The organism is Amycolatopsis sp. SB7-3, assembly GCF_041021335.1.
GTDB classification, from domain to species: domain Bacteria; phylum Actinomycetota; class Actinomycetes; order Mycobacteriales; family Pseudonocardiaceae; genus Amycolatopsis; species Amycolatopsis japonica.
Genome location: NZ_JBFPJQ010000006.1, coordinates 118,022 through 136,677, shown reverse-complemented (window position 1 = coordinate 136,677; position 18,656 = coordinate 118,022). Strand labels below are relative to the sequence as shown.

The window sequence follows — 18,656 nt, the reverse complement described above, 5'->3', positions numbered from 1 at the left end:
CGGTTCCTACCGCGACGCCGCCACTCGGACCGATGTGTCCTCGATGGTCGCGGAGGCGATGTCGGATTCCCGGTCGGCGCTGGGGTTCGAGCCGAACCAGTCGAGGCAGACGACCATGGCGTCGTCGGCGGCCAGCCCACCGTGACGCCGGTCGTGCAGTTCGGCGAGAACGGCGCTCGGAACGTGCGCCGCGGGCAGGTCCGCGGTCGTGAGGATGGCCTGGGTCAGTTCGCTGTCGCCGTAAAGCTCGCCGTGGGGTCCGGCCGCGTTGTACACGCCGTCGCTGACGAAGACGAACCGGTCGCCTGGCAGGGCCTGCAGGGTTTCGGCGGTGTACTGGGTGTCTTCGAAGGTGCCGAGGGGAAGCTGTTCGTCGAAGTGGACGCGTTCGGCTTTGCCGTCGCGTAGCCGCCAGAGGCGCGGCGAGCCCGCGTCGACGGCGGTGATCCCCCCGGTCGCGAGGTCGAATTCCAGCAGGAGCGTGGCGACGTGTTCCTGACCGCGGTGCTGCGCGTAGATGGCTTGGTCGGCGAGTTCCGCCTGTGCTTCCAGGGGAATCCCGGCGCGGCGGGCGTTGCGCAGCGCGTTGACGGCGAGGTTGGTCAGCAGGGCGGCGCTGCTTCCTTCGCCCATGCCGTTGACCAGTGTGACCGCCAAGGTGCGGGCGGAGGCCGACCAGTCGAAGCAGTCGCCGTAGATGGCGTAGGCGGGTTCCAGCTGGCCGCCGAGCGCGAATTCGGGCCGGCTGCACGCGCGACCGGGGAGCAGCTGCCACTGCATCTCCGCGGCGAGCGTCAGCCGGGACGAGCGGCGGGCCTGCACGTACAGATCGGTGTCACGGTCGGCGACGAAGACCTCGTGCCCGAGCGCCTCGGCGAACCGGCCGAGTTCGGCCCACACCGGCGGTTCCGGCTCTTCGGGCAGCGTGACGGCCAGGACGCCCAGCCGATCGCCGCGCACGGTGACCGGGAGGTTGGCGCGGATACCGTCTTCGCCGCGTTCGAACGTCGCCGACTGGCTGGTGAAGGCCTCGCCCGCCGTGGTGCCGACCACCGGCATGGGCTCGGTCGTGTACGGCAGGACGGTCACTCGCCGCAGTTCGGTGAGACTGTAGTCGGCCATCAGCAGTTCGACGTCGCCCGCGCCGAAGTGTTCGCTCAACGCCGCGCGCAGCCCGTCGAGCAGCGCGTGCGGCTGAACGCCACGCAGAACACGCTCGACTGCCAAGGATCTGTCCACCGGGTTGCCTTCCGCTCGCCCGAAACCCGGCCCTCGGATCGAGTACACGGGAATGAGTCCGCACCGCTCCGTCGGACCGGTCGCAGGACGTGCCGCGGTGAGCTGAGCTGACAGTTCAGCATAAGGATGCGAGAGTGGGTCTGTGAATCGGTCCTCCGAGCCGCCCGGCACCGAGACGGTGGCGGCGGCCGTGACCGAGACGGCCGAGCTGCTCGAGATCATGTTCGAGCGGGCTCGCGAGGCGTCACCGCGTCCGCTGTCGACGTCCCAGGTACGCGCGGTCGTGGCGCTCGATCACCACGACGGCCTGAACCTGCGCGCCCTCGCCGACGTCCTCGGCTCCACCCCGCCGCTGGTGAGTCGCCTGTGCGACCGGCTGGAGGCCGTCGGGTTCCTCGAACGGCTCCCCAGTTCGGCCAGCCGCCGCGAAATCACGCTGCGGCTCAGCGACCGTGGCCGCGCGTATCTGCGGGATCTGCGGGCCCGGCGGCGGGAAAGCCTGCAGGCCGTGCTGGCGAAACTCACCCCCGAGACCAGGGCGGCGCTCGCCACGGGCCTCCGGGAATTCCGTGAGGCCGCGGCGGGCGACTAGGTCCGGGTATGGCGTGACCGGTTCTCTCCAGTAGGCTAACTATTGTCATATGACAACGGTTGCTGTGGATATCGGGCAGCGGCCTGGAGCCCCTGGGAGGCCTCAGTGCTGAGGACGGACGACTCCGCCGTCCGGGACCTGCTTTCGCGGATCTTCGGTGAAGACCAAGGCGAGCTGGTCGACGAGTGGGTTCGATGGCAGCTGGCGGACTCGTCGGCCCGGCTCGACGAGACCGCGCTGCGGCGCGAGGCGACCGAACTACTGGGTGCGCTCCGTGAAGCGCTCGCCATCGGGATGCCGCTGAGCCAGATCGTCGAGCGCGACCAGGCGGTCCGCTCCGCCCTGCGCGGGCTTTCCGAACGACGCGCCCGTGCGGGTACCGCGCCGGCCCTCACGGCCACGGCGATCCTCGCGCTGAAACACACGACCACGGCCGCGGTCGAACGCCGGAGCGAGGACCCGGCGCTGCGCTATGAGGCGTCACTGCTGGTCAACCAGCTCCTGGACGCCGCGAGCCTGCTCACCTTCTCGGTGTACGTCGAAGGGCGCGAGGAGATCATCCGCCGCCAGCACCAGCAGATGCTGGAGCTGTCCACGCCGGTGGTGCGGCTGTGGCGACAGGTGCTGGCCGTCCCCCTGATCGGTACGCTCGACAGCGCTCGCACCCAGGTCGTGATGAACAGCCTGCTGGAGGCGATCCAGACCCACGAAGCCCGTGTGGCGATCATCGACATCACCGGAGTGTCCACAGTGGACACCGCAGTGGCCCAGCATCTGCTGCAGACGGTCAGCGCGGTGCGGCTCATGGGCGCCGAATGCCTGATCAGCGGGGTCCGTCCGTCGATCGCGCAGACCGTCACGCAGCTCGGCATCGATCTCTCCCACATCGTGACCCGCGGCTCGCTGGCCGACGCCCTCGCCGCCGCGCTGGAGCTGCTCGGCGACCGCACCGCCGCGGTGACGGGATGACGGCGGACGCGGGCCTGCCGATCCTGCGGCTCGGCGACATCCTGATCAGCGGGCTGCTGGCCGACCTGGACGACACCACCGCGCTGCGGTTCACCGACGAACTCACCACCCGCATCTCCGACGAGGGGATCCGCGGGGTCATCCTCGACATCTCCCGGCTGGAGATCATCGATTCCTTCGTCGCCCGGGTGCTGATGCAGCTGGCCGCCACCGGACGGCTGCTCGGGGCACGGATGATCGTCGCCGGCATGCGCCCCGCGGTCGCGATCACCCTGTCCGAACTCGGCCTGCGGCTCACCGGCGTCCAGACCGCGCTCAACGCGGAACAGGCCATGGAACTGCTGGGGTGGCGCCGCCCCGCCGAGGCCGCCGAAGAGGCGCCTCATGCTTCCTGACGAACTCACCGGTTCCGGGCGCGACATCCCCGCGCGCGAACACGCCGTCCGCGCCGAGGAAGACCTCCTCACCGCCCGCCACGCCGTGCGGGCCTGCGCGGTCGCCGTGGGCTTCTCCATCGTCGACCAGACGAAAATCGTCACCGCGGCCAGCGAACTGGTCCGCAACGCCTACATCCACGGCGGCGGGGGCTCGATGACGATCACCGTCGTACGAGAGGGCCGGGTGGGCCTGAAGCTGACCGTGCGCGACGAGGGCCCCGGCATCGCCGACGTCGAGCAGGCCATGGCCGACGGGTTCAGCACCGGCGCCGGGCTCGGGCACGGTCTCGGCGGCACCCGGCGCCTCGTGGACGAGTTCACCATCGACACCGCTCCCGGCCGCGGCACCACGGTCACGATCGTGCGCTGGAAGCCATGACCATCACCGTCGCGGACCTCACCCGCCAGATCCGGATCGACCACATCAGCGCGGTCTACACGGCGGCGCGCGCCGCCAGGGAGGTCGCCGCGGAAACGGGATTGCCCGAGGTGCTGGCCGAGCGCGCGGCCGTCATCGCGTCCGAACTGGCGGGCAACATCGACAAACACGCCACCGACGGCACGGTCTTCATCCACCGCTCCCTCGCCGGGGACGGCGTGGACATCTACGCCGCGGACTCCGGACCGGGCATGGCCGACCTGGACTACTGGCGCATCGACGGCCACAGCACGACCGCGACGCTCGGCACGGGCCTCGGCGCCGTCGGCAGGCTGGCCACCGAGTTCCGGATCCGGTCGGCGACGGCCTCGGGCACCACCGCGGCGGCACGAACGCTGGTCACCGGCGCCAAGGCCGCGGCCGTCGCGCACGTCCGACTGGCCCGCGACGGCGAAGACCGGTGCGGCGACGGCCTGGCACTGGCCTGCGTGCCCGGAGTCCGGACCATCGCCATCGTGGACGGCCTCGGCCACGGCCCCGCCGCGGGCGACGCGGCGGTGGCCGCGATCGACGTCTTCCACCGCAACCCGGGCCGCCCGCTCCGCGACCACCTCACCGCCATGCACCGGTCGCTGCGGCAGACCCGCGGCGCGGCCGTCGCGCTCGCCCGGATCTCCGGCGGCCTGCTCGAATTCTGCGGCGTCGGGAACATCGGCGGCATGGTACTGACGCCGGGACGGAGCAGGCCGCTGCTCAGCATGCCCGGCATCGTCGGGTTCACCCTGCCGGACCCCCACGTCCGGACCGTGGACCTGCCCGAACACCACGTCCTCGTCCTGCACACCGACGGAATCGGCACCGGCTGGCGCGGCGCCGCACCCCTCGGCCCGCTCCCGGTCCCGGCACTCCTCGCCGCCGACCTGGCCCACCGGCACCGCGACCCGCACGACGACGCCACCCTGATCGCGATCGGCTCCGGAACGGGCACGTCATGACGCGCTCCCCCATCGCCCGGCTACGCCACCGCCTTCGCGAAGCCTGCGCCGCCGCGGGGGTCACCACCGACGACCGCGCCAAACTGGTCCTCGCGGTGACCCTGCTCGCCGAGCGAGCGGGGCACCCGCCCGAGCTGTCGACCCACGCGGGCAACGGCAGGCTGGCGGTCACCCTCCGGTTGCCCGGCCTGGTCGGCCAGGACCACCGCAACGCCCTGCCGCTGCTGCCCGACGCCGGCGACAGCGCGGTCCTGACCTGGCACCTCCCCGCCGTCCACGGCGCGGCGCCGGTTCCGCTCGACGACGAACTGGCCACCCGCGAGGAAATGCTCGCGCTCATCGCCCGCGCCGACACCCTCGCCCAGGAGCAGCGCGAACTCAAACACGAACTCGCCGAAACCAACAGCGGCGTGCTCGCCATGTACGTCGAACTCGAGGAACGGGACGAACGACTCCGGCAGGCCCACGCGGTGATCTTCCGCGAACTGGAAGACGCGCTGCGCCCGCCGCCACCACCTGTGGACGCTTTCGACCTGGCCGTGCACTACGCGCCCAGCGAAGCGGACTCCCCGACCGGCGGCGATCTCTACGACTGGTTCGTGCTGCCCGACGGGACCGTGCACATCACCCTCGTCGACGCCGTCGGCCACGGCGTCACCTCGACCCGGCACGCGCTGACCGTCACCCACGCCATCCGCACGCTGGCGCTGGAAGGCCATCCCCTCCACGATCTGATCGCCCGCGCCGCCGGCACGCTGGCGACCATCGAGCCCGGCCTGATGGCGACCGTGCTGCTCGCCCGGCTCGACCCGGTGACCGGCGACGTCACCGTCGCCAACGGCAGCCATCCGCGCCCGGTCCTCGTCACCGCCGCGGGCGACACCGAACTCCTGGTGCCCTCCATCGTCGGGCGAGGTATCGGATTTCCCGACCCTGGCAACGGAAGCCTGGTCGGCCGCACTCTCGCCGCGGGCGATCTGCTCCTCCTGTACACCGACGGCTTGACCGAAAGCCGCAAAAACCATCAGGAAGGCGAAGGCCGGCTGCTGGCCGCGGCACGCCGCCACGCCGGGGAATCCACGGCGACCATCCCGCACACCCTCGCCGCCGAGATGCACGACATCGTCCTGCACGCCGACGACACCGTCGTCATCGCGATCAGACGCAAACCGGCCCCGTAGCTCCTGAGCCGAGCCTGCGGGTGACAGTGACGCAGCACCCCTTGGCGTTTGCTTTTGTTCACCTCCGGGTACTGCATTCAGTGCGCGAAGTTTTCCGATCAAAGATCTAGAACGAGGCGGTGGGACGGATGTCGACGCAGCCGGGAACCACTGAGCGCAACGAGCCGTACCCGGGCGACGTGACCTTCGATCTGGACACGACCCCGACCAGGGACGTCCGCCACGGCGTCCGGCAGATGCTGTGCCACTACCGGGGACTCGCCGTGGACGACGCGGTTCTGGTGGCGGACGAACTGATCAGCAACGCCCACCGGCACGGTGACGCGCCCCGCGTCTGCCGTCTCGGCCTCACGCATCAGGGCCGGTACCTGCGGATCGAGGTCGACGACGCCTCGCCGCGCCGGCCGCGGCGGCGGACCCCGGACGGTTCCGGCGGGCGTGGCTTGCTCCTGATCGACCGGCTCGCCGCCACCTGGGGCGTCCGGAATTTCGCCGACCACAAGACCGTGTGGGTCGAACTCGCGTTGCACCACGGGGGAAACAGCGGTCACGCGCCGCACTTGTCGACGGCGCGCACCTGGGACAGCGAGGACTAGCCGTGCGCCGCGGAACGGGCGGAACCCGGTCCGGCGTCGCCTTTCCCCGCGTCGCCGGTCCGGTACCGTCGCCCGGTGTGAATCACCCGCCCCAGGCCGAATCGCCACCGCCCGACCTGGACATCGTCCGCCGCGTCGTGAGCGGGCGCGTCGTGGTCGCGGTGACCGGCGAAGTCGACACCGACGCCGCGCCGATACTGCGCACGGCGGTCATGACCGCGATCGACGACACCGCCGGTACCTGTGTCCTTGATCTGACCACAGTGGACTTCCTCGACTCCGCCGGCCTCGCCACACTGATCACCACCGACGCTTACGCGAAGGAACAAGGAAAATCACTGCGTATCGCCGTGGACTCCAACAGCCCGGTGATCCGGCCCATCGAAATCACCGGACTCGACATCGTGCTGAGGCTCTACCACACCGTCGACGAAGCCCTGCACGCCTCGAACCGGCGCCCGCACCCCGAGCGCTGACAGACGAAGACGTCGAGCCCTGAAAACGAAGAAGCCCAGGCCTGTGGCCTGGGCTTGTGCTCCCCCGCTTGGACTCGAACCAAGAACCCTCCGGTTAACAGCCGAATGCTCTGCCAGTTGAGCTACAGGGGATCGTGCTCCGTACCGGCCGGATCGCTCCGACCGATGAGAGAACTTTAGCCCATGCCCTCCGGCGGCCGTTCACCCACCCCCCACTTTCGACATCACCTCGTCAAGCTCGCGTTTTGAGGGACAATGACAGCCGGAGCAAGATCGAACGGAGGCGTGGACTCGGATGAAGATGTTCCTGCTGGGTGCGGCCGCGGGCTATGTGCTGGGCGCGAAGGCCGGCCGCGGGCGGTACGAGCAGATCGTGCGGACCTACCGCAAGATCGCCGACCACCCCATGGTGCAGGGCGCCGCCGGGGTCGCTCGCGCCAAGGTCGGTGAGCGGTTCGGGCGGCCTCAGCGCTGATCCTGGGCCGAAGGGGCCTTTCGCCGCGTTTGACGCGGCGAAAGGCCCCTTCACTGCGTCACGGCGACCACGAAGACGCGCCGGAACTCGAACCAGGTGGTCCCGTCGGGGCGTGGCGGGTAGGCCTCGTCCAGTTCACGGGCGAGCTGCGCGCGGAAGCGGTCCCAGTCTTCCCCACGCAAGACCTCTTTGACCGGCCGCAGCGCGGTGCCGGTGATCCATTCGAGTACGGCGTCCTCCCCGACCAGCCGCTGCAGATACGTCGTCTCCCAGGCGTCGACGGCGCAGCCCGCGTCGGCGAGCAGATTCCCGTAGCCGAGCGGGCTTTCGACGGCCCCGTTCTCCCGCAGGACGACGTCGGCGAGGCGCGTGGCCCACTCTTCGGTGCGCGCGAGGGCGCGGATCAGGGCGTGCGACGGGGCGTCGAAGTTGCCGGGGACCTGGAACGCGAGCGTCGCCCCGGACGGCAGGAGGTCCACCCAGCGGCGGAGCAGGTCACGGTGTTCCGGGACCCACTGGAGCACGGCGTTCGAGATGACCACGTCGGTGTCCGGTTCGGGCACCCAGTCGTTGACGTCGAGCACTCGCGCGTCGACACCCCGCGTTCGCGCGGCTTCGACCATTTCGGGTGAACTGTCGCTCGCTTCGATGATCGCGTCCGGCCAGCGTTCCGCCAGGCCGGCGGTCAGATTCCCGGGGCCGCAGCCGAGGTCGACGACACGGCGGGGCGCCTCGGCGGGTATCCGCCCGACGAGGTCGTGGAACGGCCTGGCCCGCAGGTCGGCGTAGTCGAGGTACTTCACCGGATCCCACACAGTACGAGCGTACTGCTAGCCGTTCGGCTTCGCCAGCTTCTTGGCCGCTTCCTCGGCGATCGCCTTGACCAGCTCGACATCGGTGCCTGGGTCGGGCCGCACCTGCAGCACCGTGCCGTCCTGACCGGGGACCTTGCGCTCGACGAACCACGCTCCCCCGGTCCCGATTTCCTTGCGGTGCCGCCCTCGGACCGAGCCGTCCACCCGCTGCCGCACGAGGATCGGGACCTTGCCGGGCCGGGTGAGCTCGAACCGGACCGGCGTCTTGTCGGCCAGCAGCACGGCGTCCCCCGCCGTGCCGGTCTCCTCGGATTCGGTCAGGGTCAGCACGCCGGTGGACCACGCCGCCTTGCCGACCAGATGCCAGCCGACCCGGCGCGGCCCCGGGATCCACAGCCCCAGCGGTGTGACCAGCAGATATCCGCCGCCTTCGACCGCCGCGCTCCCGACGACGTGCTCACCGTCGTCCAGCGAGCCGCCGAAATCCGCCGGGACACGGTCACCCAGCAGGTGGCGCAGCCAGCCCATGCTCAGTCCAATCCGCCGATGGCCTGTTCCTTCAGCGCCTTCCGGTACTGCTCGAGCGCGACGAGGTCGCCGAACAGCGCGCGATAGTCGTCCGGCGCCTCGACCGGGGAAAGCCGCTGGAGCTTCGACTTGATCTCGTTGATCTGGCGGCCGACCAGGCTTTCCTGCACCGCAGCGAGCTGCGCGGAGATATAGCGCGAGTCGACCTCTCCCTTGGCGCGCAACGGTTCCACCGAAAGCTCGCTGAGCACGCGCCGCACCGTGCCCTGCGGGCAGTGCGAGGCGGCCGCGTCGAGCAGGGCGGGCCCCGTCAGCCCGGAGCCCGCTCCGCCGGCGGACAGCAGCGCCTTGTGGATGGCGACGTAAACCGGATGAGTGAAGGCGTCCTCGGGCAGGGCGTCGTACTCGGCTCCGGCGAGCATGGGCTGCTGCAGTGCCGCCTTGAGCGCCTCGCGCTGCGCGATGAAGCGCGGATCGCCGGGTGCGGGCCTGGGCAGGTCCTCTTCGGCGGTGGCGGTGGCCGCGGCGGCCGGGCGCCGGACCTCGACGGTGGCGGAGCGTTTCGCCGCCGCCCCGGCGCTGCCGCGCACCCGGTTCACCACCTGCGCCGCGTCCTGCCAGCCGACCCACCAGGCGAGTTTCGACGCGTAGCCGTCGCGGCTGGCCCGGTCCTTGATCCCCGCCACCAGCGGGACGGTCTTCTGCAGCGCCGCGACCTGGCCGTCGACGGAGTCGAGGTCGAAGGCCTTGAGCATGCTCTTGATCGCGAACTCGAACAGCGGGATCCGCCGCGCGACCAGGTCGCGCACCGCGGTGTCGCCCTTGGCGAGCCGCAGTTCGCACGGGTCCATGCCGTCGGGCGCGACCGCGATGTAGGTCTGCCCGGCGAAGGTCTGGTCGCCCTCGAAGGCCTTCAACGCCGCCTTCTGACCGGCTTCGTCACCGTCGAAGGTGAAGATCACTTCGCCGCGGAAGGCGTCGTCGTCCATCATCAGCCGCCGGAGGACCTTCATGTGGTCCTCGCCGAACGCCGTCCCCGAGGACGCGACGGCCGTCGGGACCCCGGCGGCGTGCATCGCCATCACGTCGGTGTAGCCCTCGACGACGACGACCTGGTGCCGCTTCGCGATCTCGCGTTTCGCCAGGTCGAGACCGAACATCACCTGCGACTTCTTGTAGATCGGCGATTCCGCGGTGTTCAGGTACTTCGCCGAGACACGGTCGTCGTCGTAGAGGCGCCGCGCGCCGAACCCGACCACCTCGTTGCCGACGTCGCGGATGGGCCACAGCAGCCGCCGGTTGAACCGGTCCATCGGCCCGCGCTGCCCCTCCTTGGCCAGCCCGGCCGTGAGCAGTTCCTTGACCTCGAACCCGCGGTTGAGCAGATGTTTGGTGAGTTTGTCCCAGCCCGCCGGCGCGTATCCGCAGCCGAACGTCTGCGCGGCGGCGGCGTCGAAACCCCGTTCCGACAGGAAGTCCCGCGCCGCACGCGCGTCCGGGGTGAGCAGCTGCTCGGCGTAGAACTCCTGGGCCGCGCGGTGCGCCTCGATCAGCCGGGCGCGGGTGCCGCGATCGCGCTGGACGCTTCCGCCGCCGCCTTCGTAGGTCAGCCGGAAACCCACGCGATCCGCGAGCCGCTCGACGGCCTCCACGAACGAGATCAGGTCCATCTTCTGGATGAACTTGATCACGTCACCGCCTTCGCCACAGCCGAAGCAGTGGAAGGTGCCGTGGGTGGGGCGCACGTTGAACGACGGGGTCTTCTCGTTGTGGAACGGGCAAAGCCCTTTCAGGCTGCCCCCGCCCGCGCTGCGCAGCGCCACGTAATCGCCGATGACCTCGTCGATCCGGTTGCGCTCGCGCACCTCCGCGATGTCGCTCTCCCGAATCCGTCCTGCCACGCTCATCACTCTAGTTCCCGCTCTCAGAGCGCTGTGCGGCACACTCGGGGAATGAGCACCGCCCTGGACGAACTCGCCGGGAACTTCGCCGCGCTGCGGCCTCATCTGGTGTCGGTCGCCTACCGGCTCACCGGCGCGCTGTCCGACGCCGAGGACGCGGTCCAGGAGTCGTGGCTGCGCCTGAGCGGCATGGACGAACGCCGCCGCGCGGCCATCGAAGACCACAAGGGCTGGCTGACCACCGTCGTCAGCCGGATCTGCCTCGACCGGCTGCGGTCGGCGGTGGTGCGGCGCGAACGGTACGTCGGGGAATGGCTGCCCGAACCGGTTCTCGGCCCGCTGGGCACCCCTTCGTCGGAGGACCCGCTGGCCGTCGCCGTCCGCGACGACGGCATGCGCATGGCGGCGATGGTGGTCCTCGACCGGCTGACGCCGGAGCAACGTGTCGCGTTCGTCCTGCACGACGCGTTTTCGGTGCCGTTCGGCGAGATCGCCGAGATCTTGGGCTGCACGACGGACGCCGCGCGCCAGCACGGTTCCCGCGGCCGCCGCGCGGTCGCCGACGCCGATCCGCCGCCGCGGACCGCGCTCGCCGAGCAGCAGCAGATCATCGAGAAGTTCATGACGGCCATGCTCACCGGGGACATCCAGGCGGTGGCGGAGGTCCTGCATCCCGACGTCGTCCTCGTCGGCGACGGCGGCGGCAAGGCGCGCACCGCGGTGCACACGGTCGCCGGGTTCGACAAGGTCACCCGCCTGTTCCAGGGCCTCATGCGGATGTACGACCCGGCGGGGATGGACCAGGCGCGGCTCGCGCTGGTCAACGGCGACCTCGGGGTCTACCTGCCGCCGCAGCCCGGTTCCGAGCGGTACCGGGCGCTCGACGAGCACGTCGACGCGTTCTCCATCCGCGACGGGAAGATCGTGGCGATCTACGACATGGCGAACCCGGACAAGCTCACCACCGCGCGGACCCGCGTCGGCCTCTGACCGCGTTTAGTCCTCTGAATGCGCCCAGGCGCATTCAGAGGACTAAACGCGGGTGGTTTCAGGGGAGCGGGATCTTGCAGGCATCACCCGACGTGAAGCCCTGCGCGGTGATGTCGAGCGCGCTGTTCATCCGGGCACGCATGTTCTCGAGGCCGATCTGGTAGGTCAGCTCGATGACGCCCTTGCGGCCGAATTCGCGTTCCAGTTCGGCGACCTGCTCGTCGGTGGCGGTCACCGGGCTCGCGGTCATCGCGTCGGCGTACGCGAGCGCGAGCCGTTCCTGGTCGGTGAAAGCGGGCGACTTCGCGTAGTCGTCGATGTTCTTCAGCCGTTCGATGTCGAGCCCCTCGTGCAGTTGCAGCATGGTCCCGAAGTCGACGCACCACGAGCAGCCGAGCTGGGTCGCGACGCGGTACACGGCCAGCTCGCGCACGTTCGACGGCAGCGTCTTGCTGGCTTTCTCGGCCATCATCTCGTGCATGCCGTTCGCCCGCAGCAGGGCGGGATGGTGCGCGTAGACGGCCATCGGCTCGGGCACGGCGCCGAAACGCTTGCCGGCGAACTTGTAGAACAGCTTCAGCAGGAAGCCGGCTTCGGCGGTCTTCACGGCGGGAATGCGCGGCATGGTGTCCTCCTCGTGCGAGTGCGTACACCGACTGGACGAGGCGGCCCGCACGGACGTGACAGCACCGTCGGTGACGTGCGCCACCCTCGCTTTTTAGCCTTTTCGCCGGAACCGCCAGTCGATCATCGACGCTAAGCTGGTGAGCTGGCACTTTTCCTTCCACCGAGGAGGACCATGCTCGCCGTCGAGGATCCCGCCACCGGACAACGGATCACGGACGTCCCCGACTGCGGGCCCGCCGAAGTCGACAAAGCGGTACGCGCCGCGGCGGCCGCCTCCCCCGCCTGGCGTGCCACGGACCGGCGCGCGGCCTTGATGTCGTGCGCGGTCGTCGTCGAGGAGGCCGCGCCCGTGCTGGCCCCCGTTCTCACCGAGGAGCAGGGGAAACCGCTTCGCGAAGCCGAGGCCGAGTTCGCCGGAGCGGCGGCACGCTTCCGGTACTTCGCCGGTTCCGGGCCCGAATCCGGGGTGCCGGTCGACGGACCGGTCGCCGCGATCACGTCGTGGAACTTCCCCGTGCAGCTGGCCGTCGCGATGCTCGCACCGGCGTTCGCCGCGGGGAACACGGTGGTGCTCAAGCCTTCGCCGCGCACGCCGCTCACCACACTGCACCTCGGGCGGATGCTCGCGGAGGTGCTGCCGCCGGGCGTGCTGACCGTGCTCACCGGCCACGATCCCCTCGGCGAGCTCCTCATCGCCCATCCCGGAATCCGGCAGGTCGCCTTCACCGGCTCGGCCGAAACCGGGAAGCGGATGGCGGCCGCGCCGGAATGGCGACAGCTGACGCTCGAACTGGGCGGCAACGCTCCCGCGATCGTCCTTCCCGGCACCGATCCGGCCGCCATCGCGGAACGGCTCTTCTGGAGCGCTTTCGCCAACTGCGGGCAGATCGGCGTGGCGGTGGAACGGGTCTACGCCGTCGGACCGGTCTACGACGGCGTCGTCGAGGCGCTGGCGGCCATGGCGACGGAAGTCGTGGTGGGCGACGGAAGGACGCCGGGAACGCAGATCGGCCCGGTGAACAACCGGCCGCGCCACGACCGCGTCACCGGTCTCACCGACGAGGCGCGGGCGAGCGGCGCGCGGATCGTCACCGGCGGACCGCTCGACGGGCCGGGGTACTTCTTCGCGCCGGCGATCCTCGCCGAGGCGCACGACGGGATGCGGGTGGTGACCGAGGAGCAGTTCGGACCGGTGCTTCCGGTCGTCCGATGCTCCACAGTGGACGAAGCCGTCGGGCTCGCGAACGCCACGGCGCCCGGTCTGTGCGGATCGGTGTGGGGCGCGGACGGGGAGCACGCCGCCGAAGTCGCGGCGCGGCTCGACTTCGGCACGGTCCGGGTCAACGACCACCGGGCCGACGAGCCGTTCGCCGGCTCGCGGTGGTCCGCGAGCCGGGCCGGGCTCAGGGAGTGATCGTCCGGACGTCCCACACCCAGACACCGTCGATGAACTCGGCGGGCTTCCGCAGCAGAAGGTCCACTGTGGTCCGGAAAGCGTCCTGGTGTTCGCGCGGGATCAGCACGAGCACGTCGGCGTTCCAGTACCGCAGATCCGCCAGCGCCTGCACCCGCTGCGACTCGGTGATCGTCGCGGGCACGCCGGTCTGTTTGATCTGGTCGAAGATGATCGACGTCGGCCGCTGGATGGCGCCGTAGCGGCCGCGTTTGTCGTCGGGACCGCTCGGGCCCACGAAGTAGCCCTCCGGCATCGAGTAGCCGAGCCCCGCGTCGATCTGCCAGTGCAGTGGTTCGGATTCGCCGGAACTCGGCAACGGCACGGGCACCACGGTCCCGCCGGGCGCGACGTAGCTCCGCCAGGTGCCGTCGGCGAGGAATCTGGGTGTCTGCGGCCGGTCCTTGACGATCAGCTGGGTCGGCGCGATCGGCAGCAGGACCGCGATGACGACGCCAATCCACACCAGCCGCAACGGGAATCGCCGCTCCCCCGGCACTTCGGGCAGTTTCGACGCGACCGTGTAGACGCGTTCGGTCGCCAGCGCGAGCAAGGCGCCGATGAGCGGGATACAGCCCATCGCCAGCCGCGATTCCAGCAGCGATTCGAACAACGGCAGTTCCGAAAGCAGCTTCCACGGCCCCGGGATCCCGGTCTCCTCGTGCACCACGATCAGTTGCACGCCAAGGGAAAGCCAGGCCATCACGAACATGGAGATCGCCAGCGCCCGTGCGAACACCTCGCGCCACAGCCATGCGGTGATGACCACCATCAGCACGATCAGCGGCCAGCCGAAGAAGGCGTTCTCCTCGGTGCGGTTCATCGACACGTCGGCGGCGGCCTGCGGCTGCCCGGCGACGGACTGCGTCGCGAACCGGGTGAACGCGGCCGTGTCGTTCCCGACCGGGCCGTGCTCGATCGCCTGATAGCTCTGCGGGCCGAAGAACTGCCACCACAGCGGGAAAGCGCACAGTACGAGCGCCACGAGCACCCCGATGCCGACGCCGATCCCCAGCGGTTTGGCCATCGGCGGGAACTCGCGGTAGTTCGTCGCGAAGTAGGCGATGGCGAAGATCGCGAACGCCATCGCGAAGATCAGCAGCGGTTCCTCGCCGAGGAAGATCTGGTACGCCGCCAGCAGCCCCAGGAAGATCCCGTTGCGGACCGGGCGTTCGCCGCGTGCGATCTTGAAGACCTTCAGCGCGATGAACGGCAGGACGAACCACGCGACGAAGTTCGGGTGCGCGTTGCCGTGCGAGATCATCGGCGGGGCGAAGCCGACGAACGCGCCGCCGATGGCCGCGCCGACCCGGTGGGTGACCAGATGCCGCGAGAAGACCCAGTACCAGGCGGCCGCCGTGCCGGCGAGACCGCCGGTGAGCGCGATGGCCCAGGTGACCGTCGGGCCGAAGGTGAGCGTGACCGGCGAAAGCGGGATGCCGATGCCGAGCATGGCCGTGTTGGCCATCAGGTTCACGCCGAGCGGATGGTTCTGGAAGTGCGAACTGAGCGGGTTCCTCAGGTGCAGCACGTTGTCCGCGGTGACGGAGAAGAACCACTCCCACAGGTTCTGATCCGACGCGCTGTTCCAGAGATAGCCTTCCTTGAGGTCGAGCCAGAGCCCGTTGTAGAGCAGGAAGGCGAACAGCAGGAAGCCGCCCATGATGGCGGCGTCGGCGGCGGCGAACCGGCGGGGTCTCGTGGGAGCCTTCCCGGCATCCACATCCGCCGCCTCAGCCTGGAAAAGGCTCACTGACCGTCCTCACGGCTCGACTACGCGGGCGAGAAAGTAGATCACACCCGTCGAGGCATGCCTCACGAGCAGAAGAAAGGGCCGATCGACGGCGACTTCCAGGGGTTCGTCGACGATGAGCGACGTCAGCCGCATCAGCACCGCCGTCGCGGCGGCGCCTTCGAGGCCCTGCTCGTCGATGCGGAGCACTGTCTGGTGGAGCACCTCGGACACTTCGAGCCGGTCGTCGTCGGCGAGCCCGGTGAGATCGGCGCTCGCGGTGAACATCGTCCGCACGCCGAGATCCTGGAGTTTCGCCGTCAGCGGGCTGTCGACGTCGAGGTCGAGTTTCGGCAGGGACAGCGCGATCGTCTTGGACCGCGTGTTCTCCAGCAGCCGCGCCAGCTTCCCCGCGTCGAGTTCGGCGTCGTCGAGGTCGCCGTCGGGCAGCAGGACGATCGCCTCCACCCCGCCCTCGGCGCCGAGGCGGACGACCTGCCAGCCGTCCTCGTGGGTGTGGTCGAGCTGTTTTTCGAGCCACATCGTCGGCACCGTACGGGTGCCGGACGGCGCGTGGAAGTCCGCGGGCGCGGTGTTGTCACGCGAGAACGGATTGGTCCAGGCGGTTTTGAGATACAGGGCGTTGACGATCGCGGCGACGGTGTCCTCCGCGACGGTCCCCGGCTTCAGGAGTTCGGGGATCAGCTCGCGGGTGGCCCGCGCGACGTCGGCGTTGATCAGCGCTCGCGCGGCCTCGGGATCGTCGCCGAACGGGGCGCTCTCGACCTTCCCGCCCGGCCAGGTGGCGAGTTCCTCGCGGAAGGAGTCTTCGAGCGGGAGCCCGTCCCAGGCCCAGAGCGTGTTCGCGACCGCGAGTTCGGGACCGTCTTCGAGCAGCGACGAGGCCTTGCCCAGCAGGTCGGCGAGCTCGTCCGGGTCGCCGAGCAGCGCGATCAGTTCGTCTCTGGTCTTCCCCTTGGCGGCCTGGGTCACCAGGCCGAGCGCGCTCGCGATCGAGTACGGCGAGAAGCACGCGTTCTCCGCGCGGCTCGCCAGCACCCGATAGAGGTCCAGACCAAACCGGAGGTGGCTTTCGACAGCTCCCATGCCGCAGACCGTACCGTGCACGGGCCCGTCCGTCTCCTGTCCGAAGGTAGGTGCCGTTTCGGTTCGGCGGTCGTGCGTGTGCGAGGGGACGGCGCGTGTGATCAGACGGACGACACGCGTGACTGGACGGACGACACGGGCGTAGCCGGAGCCGATCCCCGTGTCGTCCGTCTGATCACGCGTGTCGTCCATCCAGTCACGCGACACCGCCGTGGCGGCCGGTGTGCCAGGCGTGCCACGCGTACGCCTGCGCGTCCGTGAGGGACGCCACCTGGTCGACGACCACGCGCAGGCGGGCCGCGTCGTCCGCGGCGGCCTCCCAGGCGGGCAGGAACAGGCCGTCGAGCGCGTCCGGGGCGCGGCGGCACAGCGCGCCGACCAGTTCGGCGAGCGTCTGACGTTGACCGTCCTGCATCGCGAGGCGCCGTTTGTCGCTCATCACGTACCGCAGCGCGAGCGCCTTGAACAACGCGACCTCGGCCGCGACCTGCTCCGGAATGACCAGGCGTGCGGCATAGCGGCTCAGCGGCCCTTCGCCGTACACCTCCCTCGTCGCGCCGACCACCGCCGTCGCGAACCGGCCGACCAGCTCGCTCGTCAGCCGTTTCAACGCGACCTGCGCCTTGAGCGAGCCGTCGAGCCCCGGTTCGGTGAGTTCCGCGACCACGGGCAGGTCGAGCAGTTCCTTCGCCGCACCTTCCAAAGTGGACTGCGACTGGTGCGAAAACCTGCGCGCCGCCTCGGCCACCGCTGCGCGTTCCTCCGCGTCGGCCAGTACCCGCAACGAGATCCGCCCGGCCAGCACCCCGTCCTCGACGTCGTGCACGGAATACGCGACGTCGTCGGACCAATCCATGATCTGCGCTTCCAGACTGGTGCGGCGCTCCGGCGCACCAGCCCGGACCCACGCGAAGACCTCGGCGTCGTCGGCGTACACGCCGTACTTCGGATTGCCTTCTTCCCGGGGCCACGGGTACTTCGTCGAGGCGTCGAGACAGGCGCGGGTGAGGTTCAGCCCGCCGGCGAACCCGCCTTCGAGCAGGACCTTGGGCTCCAGCCTGGTCAGGATCCGCAAGGTCTGCGCGTTGCCCTCGAACCCACCGCACGGCTGCGCGACCTCGTCCAGCGCGCGCTCGCCGTTGTGCCCGAACGGCGGGTGCCCGATGTCGTGCGCGAGACCGGCGGTGTCCACCAGATCCGGGTCCGCGCCCAGTTCGTCCGCGATCCCTCTGCCGATCTGGGCGACCTCCAGCGAATGCGTCAGCCGCGTGCGCGGTACGCCGCTGACCTCGGCACCTTCCCCCGGGCCGACCACCTGGGTCTTGCCGGCCAGCCGCCGCAGGGCCGCCGAGTGCAGCACGCGTGCGCGATCACGGGCGAAGGCGCTTCGCCCGTCTTCCGCGCCCTCCAGCGCTGCGCCCTTGGGCCGCTCGGGCAGCAGACGCGCCCTGTCGGCCTCGGTGTAGGTGTCGCTCACCAGCCAAGCTTAAGCGCGATCACCGACACTCATCGGGTTCAGACCTCCGCGGGGAACCTGGTGAGGCGGTAGTACAGCAGCGCGCCGGTCTCGCGGACGATGTAGCGCGCCTGCGTCTCGCGGGCCTGCACGATCGGGCCGCGGTGCGTGGGCGACGTCCAGGCGTCGAGGCCGAGGTCGTCGGCCATCACCCGCGCGCGGAACGAGTGCCACGGGTCGCTGACCAGCACGGCGGTCTTCCAGCCCCGCTGCTGCACCTGGTCGGCGACCGCGCGGAGGCTGCGCAGGGTGTCGCTGCCCTCACCGACCGGCAGCGTCGCCGACACGGGCACACCCCGTTTGCGCAGCCATTGCGCGCCCGCGTGCGCCTCGGTGTAGTTGTCGTCGGCCTTCTTGCCGCCCGCGGTGACGATGACCTCGGCGACGCCCTGGTCGTACAGCGCCTTCGCCTTCTCCAGCCGGGACCGGAAGATCTCCGACGGCCTGCCGTTGTACTGGGCCGCGCCGAGCACCACGATGACGTCGGCGCGGTCGCGCACGTCCTCCCGCGCCACCTGCCAGACCCGGAACGCCGTTCCGCCGATCAGCGCGACGACGATCAGCAGGAACCCCGCCAAGGTCCGGCGCACCCAGCTCGCGCGGGTGGGTTTGGTCCGTTCGGCGGTACTCACGAAGGTGATTCTCGCA

Annotated in this window: 20 protein-coding genes and 1 tRNA gene; 11 read left to right on the top strand and 10 right to left on the bottom strand. The window is 70.2% G+C overall.

Annotated features, from left to right (window positions below; all coding sequences use genetic code 11):
• Positions 1-6 precede the first annotated feature (6 nt).
• Positions 7-1,239, bottom strand: coding sequence for a PP2C family protein-serine/threonine phosphatase (locus tag AB8M46_RS33365; RefSeq protein WP_394362787.1), 1,233 nt, complete (start codon positions 1,237-1,239; stop codon positions 7-9).
• 142 nt (positions 1,240-1,381) lie between these two features.
• Between AB8M46_RS33365 and AB8M46_RS33360 the strand changes: the two genes are divergently transcribed.
• The 8 genes from AB8M46_RS33360 to AB8M46_RS33325 all read left to right on the top strand — a co-directional run bounded on the left by AB8M46_RS33360 (position 1,382) and on the right by AB8M46_RS33325 (position 6,864).
• Positions 1,382-1,831 carry a MarR family transcriptional regulator gene (locus AB8M46_RS33360; RefSeq protein ID WP_228708172.1) on the top strand — a complete coding sequence of 150 codons (450 nt, stop codon included), beginning with the start codon at positions 1,382-1,384 and terminating at the stop codon, positions 1,829-1,831.
• A 105-nt stretch (positions 1,832-1,936) separates the two neighbouring features.
• Positions 1,937-2,800: an STAS domain-containing protein gene (locus tag AB8M46_RS33355; protein WP_037342888.1), complete on the top strand. Its 864-nt coding sequence runs from the start codon at positions 1,937-1,939 to the stop codon at positions 2,798-2,800.
• On the top strand, positions 2,797-3,195 hold the full coding sequence (locus tag AB8M46_RS33350; protein WP_037342887.1) for an STAS domain-containing protein: 399 nt from the start codon (positions 2,797-2,799) through the stop codon (positions 3,193-3,195). Before AB8M46_RS33355 ends, AB8M46_RS33350 begins: the two co-directional genes overlap by 4 nt.
• Positions 3,185-3,616 (top strand): anti-sigma regulatory factor, encoded by a 432-nt coding sequence (locus tag AB8M46_RS33345; protein ID WP_016335021.1) that lies wholly within the window; start codon positions 3,185-3,187, stop codon positions 3,614-3,616. Before AB8M46_RS33350 ends, AB8M46_RS33345 begins: the two co-directional genes overlap by 11 nt.
• Complete coding sequence (locus AB8M46_RS33340; protein WP_394362786.1) at positions 3,613-4,611, top strand: ATP-binding protein; 999 nt, start codon at positions 3,613-3,615, stop codon at positions 4,609-4,611. Before AB8M46_RS33345 ends, AB8M46_RS33340 begins: the two co-directional genes overlap by 4 nt.
• On the top strand, positions 4,608-5,792 hold the full coding sequence (locus tag AB8M46_RS33335; RefSeq protein WP_037342885.1) for a PP2C family protein-serine/threonine phosphatase: 1,185 nt from the start codon (positions 4,608-4,610) through the stop codon (positions 5,790-5,792). Before AB8M46_RS33340 ends, AB8M46_RS33335 begins: the two co-directional genes overlap by 4 nt.
• A 128-nt stretch (positions 5,793-5,920) precedes the next feature.
• Positions 5,921-6,388, top strand: a complete 468-nt coding sequence (locus tag AB8M46_RS33330; RefSeq protein WP_394362785.1) for an ATP-binding protein — start codon at positions 5,921-5,923, stop codon at positions 6,386-6,388.
• Positions 6,389-6,465: 77 nt separating this feature from the next.
• Positions 6,466-6,864, top strand: a complete 399-nt coding sequence (locus AB8M46_RS33325; RefSeq protein WP_394362784.1) for an STAS domain-containing protein — start codon at positions 6,466-6,468, stop codon at positions 6,862-6,864.
• A gap of 59 nt (positions 6,865-6,923) precedes the next feature.
• Here AB8M46_RS33325 and AB8M46_RS33320 read toward each other — a convergent pair.
• Positions 6,924-6,996 (bottom strand) — tRNA-Asn (locus tag AB8M46_RS33320).
• A gap of 163 nt (positions 6,997-7,159) precedes the next feature.
• On the opposite strand from AB8M46_RS33320, the gene AB8M46_RS33315 reads away from it, so the two are divergent.
• A complete protein-coding gene (locus AB8M46_RS33315) occupies positions 7,160-7,339 on the top strand; it encodes a hypothetical protein (RefSeq protein ID WP_007031230.1) in 180 nt (59 codons plus the stop codon).
• 50 nt (positions 7,340-7,389) lie between these two features.
• Here the strand turns inward: AB8M46_RS33315 and AB8M46_RS33310 are convergent, their stop codons facing one another.
• The 3 genes from AB8M46_RS33310 to dnaG are packed head-to-tail and all read right to left on the bottom strand — an operon-like array spanning position 7,390 to position 10,589.
• Positions 7,390-8,154 (bottom strand): trans-aconitate 2-methyltransferase, encoded by a 765-nt coding sequence (locus AB8M46_RS33310; RefSeq protein ID WP_394362783.1) that lies wholly within the window; start codon positions 8,152-8,154, stop codon positions 7,390-7,392.
• 15 nt (positions 8,155-8,169) lie between these two features.
• A complete protein-coding gene (locus AB8M46_RS33305) occupies positions 8,170-8,682 on the bottom strand; it encodes a hypothetical protein (RefSeq protein WP_394362782.1) in 513 nt (170 codons plus the stop codon).
• Between the two features lie 2 nt (positions 8,683-8,684).
• Positions 8,685-10,589 (bottom strand): DNA primase, encoded by a 1,905-nt coding sequence (dnaG, locus tag AB8M46_RS33300; RefSeq protein WP_394362781.1) that lies wholly within the window; start codon positions 10,587-10,589, stop codon positions 8,685-8,687.
• Positions 10,590-10,634: 45 nt separating this feature from the next.
• Between dnaG and AB8M46_RS33295 the strand changes: the two genes are divergently transcribed.
• The gene (locus tag AB8M46_RS33295) at positions 10,635-11,573 is read left to right on the top strand and encodes a sigma-70 family RNA polymerase sigma factor (protein ID WP_350592958.1); all 939 of its coding nucleotides are present in this window, start codon (positions 10,635-10,637) and stop codon (positions 11,571-11,573) included.
• 58 nt (positions 11,574-11,631) lie between these two features.
• Here AB8M46_RS33295 and AB8M46_RS33290 read toward each other — a convergent pair whose 3' ends face one another.
• Positions 11,632-12,198, bottom strand: coding sequence for a carboxymuconolactone decarboxylase family protein (locus AB8M46_RS33290; RefSeq protein ID WP_394362780.1), 567 nt, complete (start codon positions 12,196-12,198; stop codon positions 11,632-11,634).
• 174 nt (positions 12,199-12,372) lie between these two features.
• Between AB8M46_RS33290 and AB8M46_RS33285 the strand changes: the two genes are divergently transcribed.
• Complete coding sequence (locus AB8M46_RS33285) at positions 12,373-13,614, top strand: aldehyde dehydrogenase family protein (RefSeq protein ID WP_394362779.1); 1,242 nt, start codon at positions 12,373-12,375, stop codon at positions 13,612-13,614.
• Here the strand turns inward: AB8M46_RS33285 and AB8M46_RS33280 are convergent.
• From AB8M46_RS33280 to AB8M46_RS33265, 4 genes are all read right to left on the bottom strand, one after another.
• Positions 13,604-15,406, bottom strand: a complete 1,803-nt coding sequence (locus AB8M46_RS33280; protein WP_394362778.1) for a glycosyl transferase — start codon at positions 15,404-15,406, stop codon at positions 13,604-13,606. The genes AB8M46_RS33285 and AB8M46_RS33280 overlap by 11 nt on opposite strands.
• A 9-nt stretch (positions 15,407-15,415) precedes the next feature.
• Entirely contained in the window at positions 15,416-16,492 is a 1,077-nt protein-coding gene (locus AB8M46_RS33275) for a serpin family protein (RefSeq protein WP_037342871.1), read from the bottom strand.
• Positions 16,493-16,688: 196 nt separating this feature from the next.
• On the bottom strand, positions 16,689-17,969 hold the full coding sequence (locus AB8M46_RS33270) for a deoxyguanosinetriphosphate triphosphohydrolase (RefSeq protein ID WP_394362777.1): 1,281 nt from the start codon (positions 17,967-17,969) through the stop codon (positions 16,689-16,691).
• Between the two features lie 38 nt (positions 17,970-18,007).
• Entirely contained in the window at positions 18,008-18,640 is a 633-nt protein-coding gene (locus AB8M46_RS33265) for a YdcF family protein (protein ID WP_394362776.1), read from the bottom strand.
• Between the last annotated feature and the right edge of the window lie 16 nt (positions 18,641-18,656).

Bases quoted from the DNA above. Each gene is read 5' to 3' on its own strand.
- AB8M46_RS33275 (WP_037342871.1), bottom strand. From the start codon at position 16,492: ATGGGAGCTGTCGAAAGCCACCTCCGGTTTGGTCTGGACCTCTATCGG.
- AB8M46_RS33345 (WP_016335021.1), top strand. From the start codon at position 3,185: ATGCTTCCTGACGAACTCACCGGTTCCGGGCGCGACATCCCCGCGCGC.
- dnaG (WP_394362781.1), bottom strand. From the start codon at position 10,589: ATGAGCGTGGCAGGACGGATTCGGGAGAGCGACATCGCGGAGGTGCGC.
- AB8M46_RS33340 (WP_394362786.1), top strand. From the start codon at position 3,613: ATGACCATCACCGTCGCGGACCTCACCCGCCAGATCCGGATCGACCAC.
- AB8M46_RS33305 (WP_394362782.1), bottom strand. From the start codon at position 8,682: ATGGGCTGGCTGCGCCACCTGCTGGGTGACCGTGTCCCGGCGGATTTC.
- AB8M46_RS33350 (WP_037342887.1), top strand. From the start codon at position 2,797: ATGACGGCGGACGCGGGCCTGCCGATCCTGCGGCTCGGCGACATCCTG.
- AB8M46_RS33335 (WP_037342885.1), top strand. From the start codon at position 4,608: ATGACGCGCTCCCCCATCGCCCGGCTACGCCACCGCCTTCGCGAAGCC.
- AB8M46_RS33315 (WP_007031230.1), top strand. From the start codon at position 7,160: ATGAAGATGTTCCTGCTGGGTGCGGCCGCGGGCTATGTGCTGGGCGCG.
- AB8M46_RS33295 (WP_350592958.1), top strand. From the start codon at position 10,635: ATGAGCACCGCCCTGGACGAACTCGCCGGGAACTTCGCCGCGCTGCGG.
- AB8M46_RS33285 (WP_394362779.1), top strand. From the start codon at position 12,373: ATGCTCGCCGTCGAGGATCCCGCCACCGGACAACGGATCACGGACGTC.
- AB8M46_RS33290 (WP_394362780.1), bottom strand. From the start codon at position 12,198: ATGCCGCGCATTCCCGCCGTGAAGACCGCCGAAGCCGGCTTCCTGCTG.
- AB8M46_RS33330 (WP_394362785.1), top strand. From the start codon at position 5,921: ATGTCGACGCAGCCGGGAACCACTGAGCGCAACGAGCCGTACCCGGGC.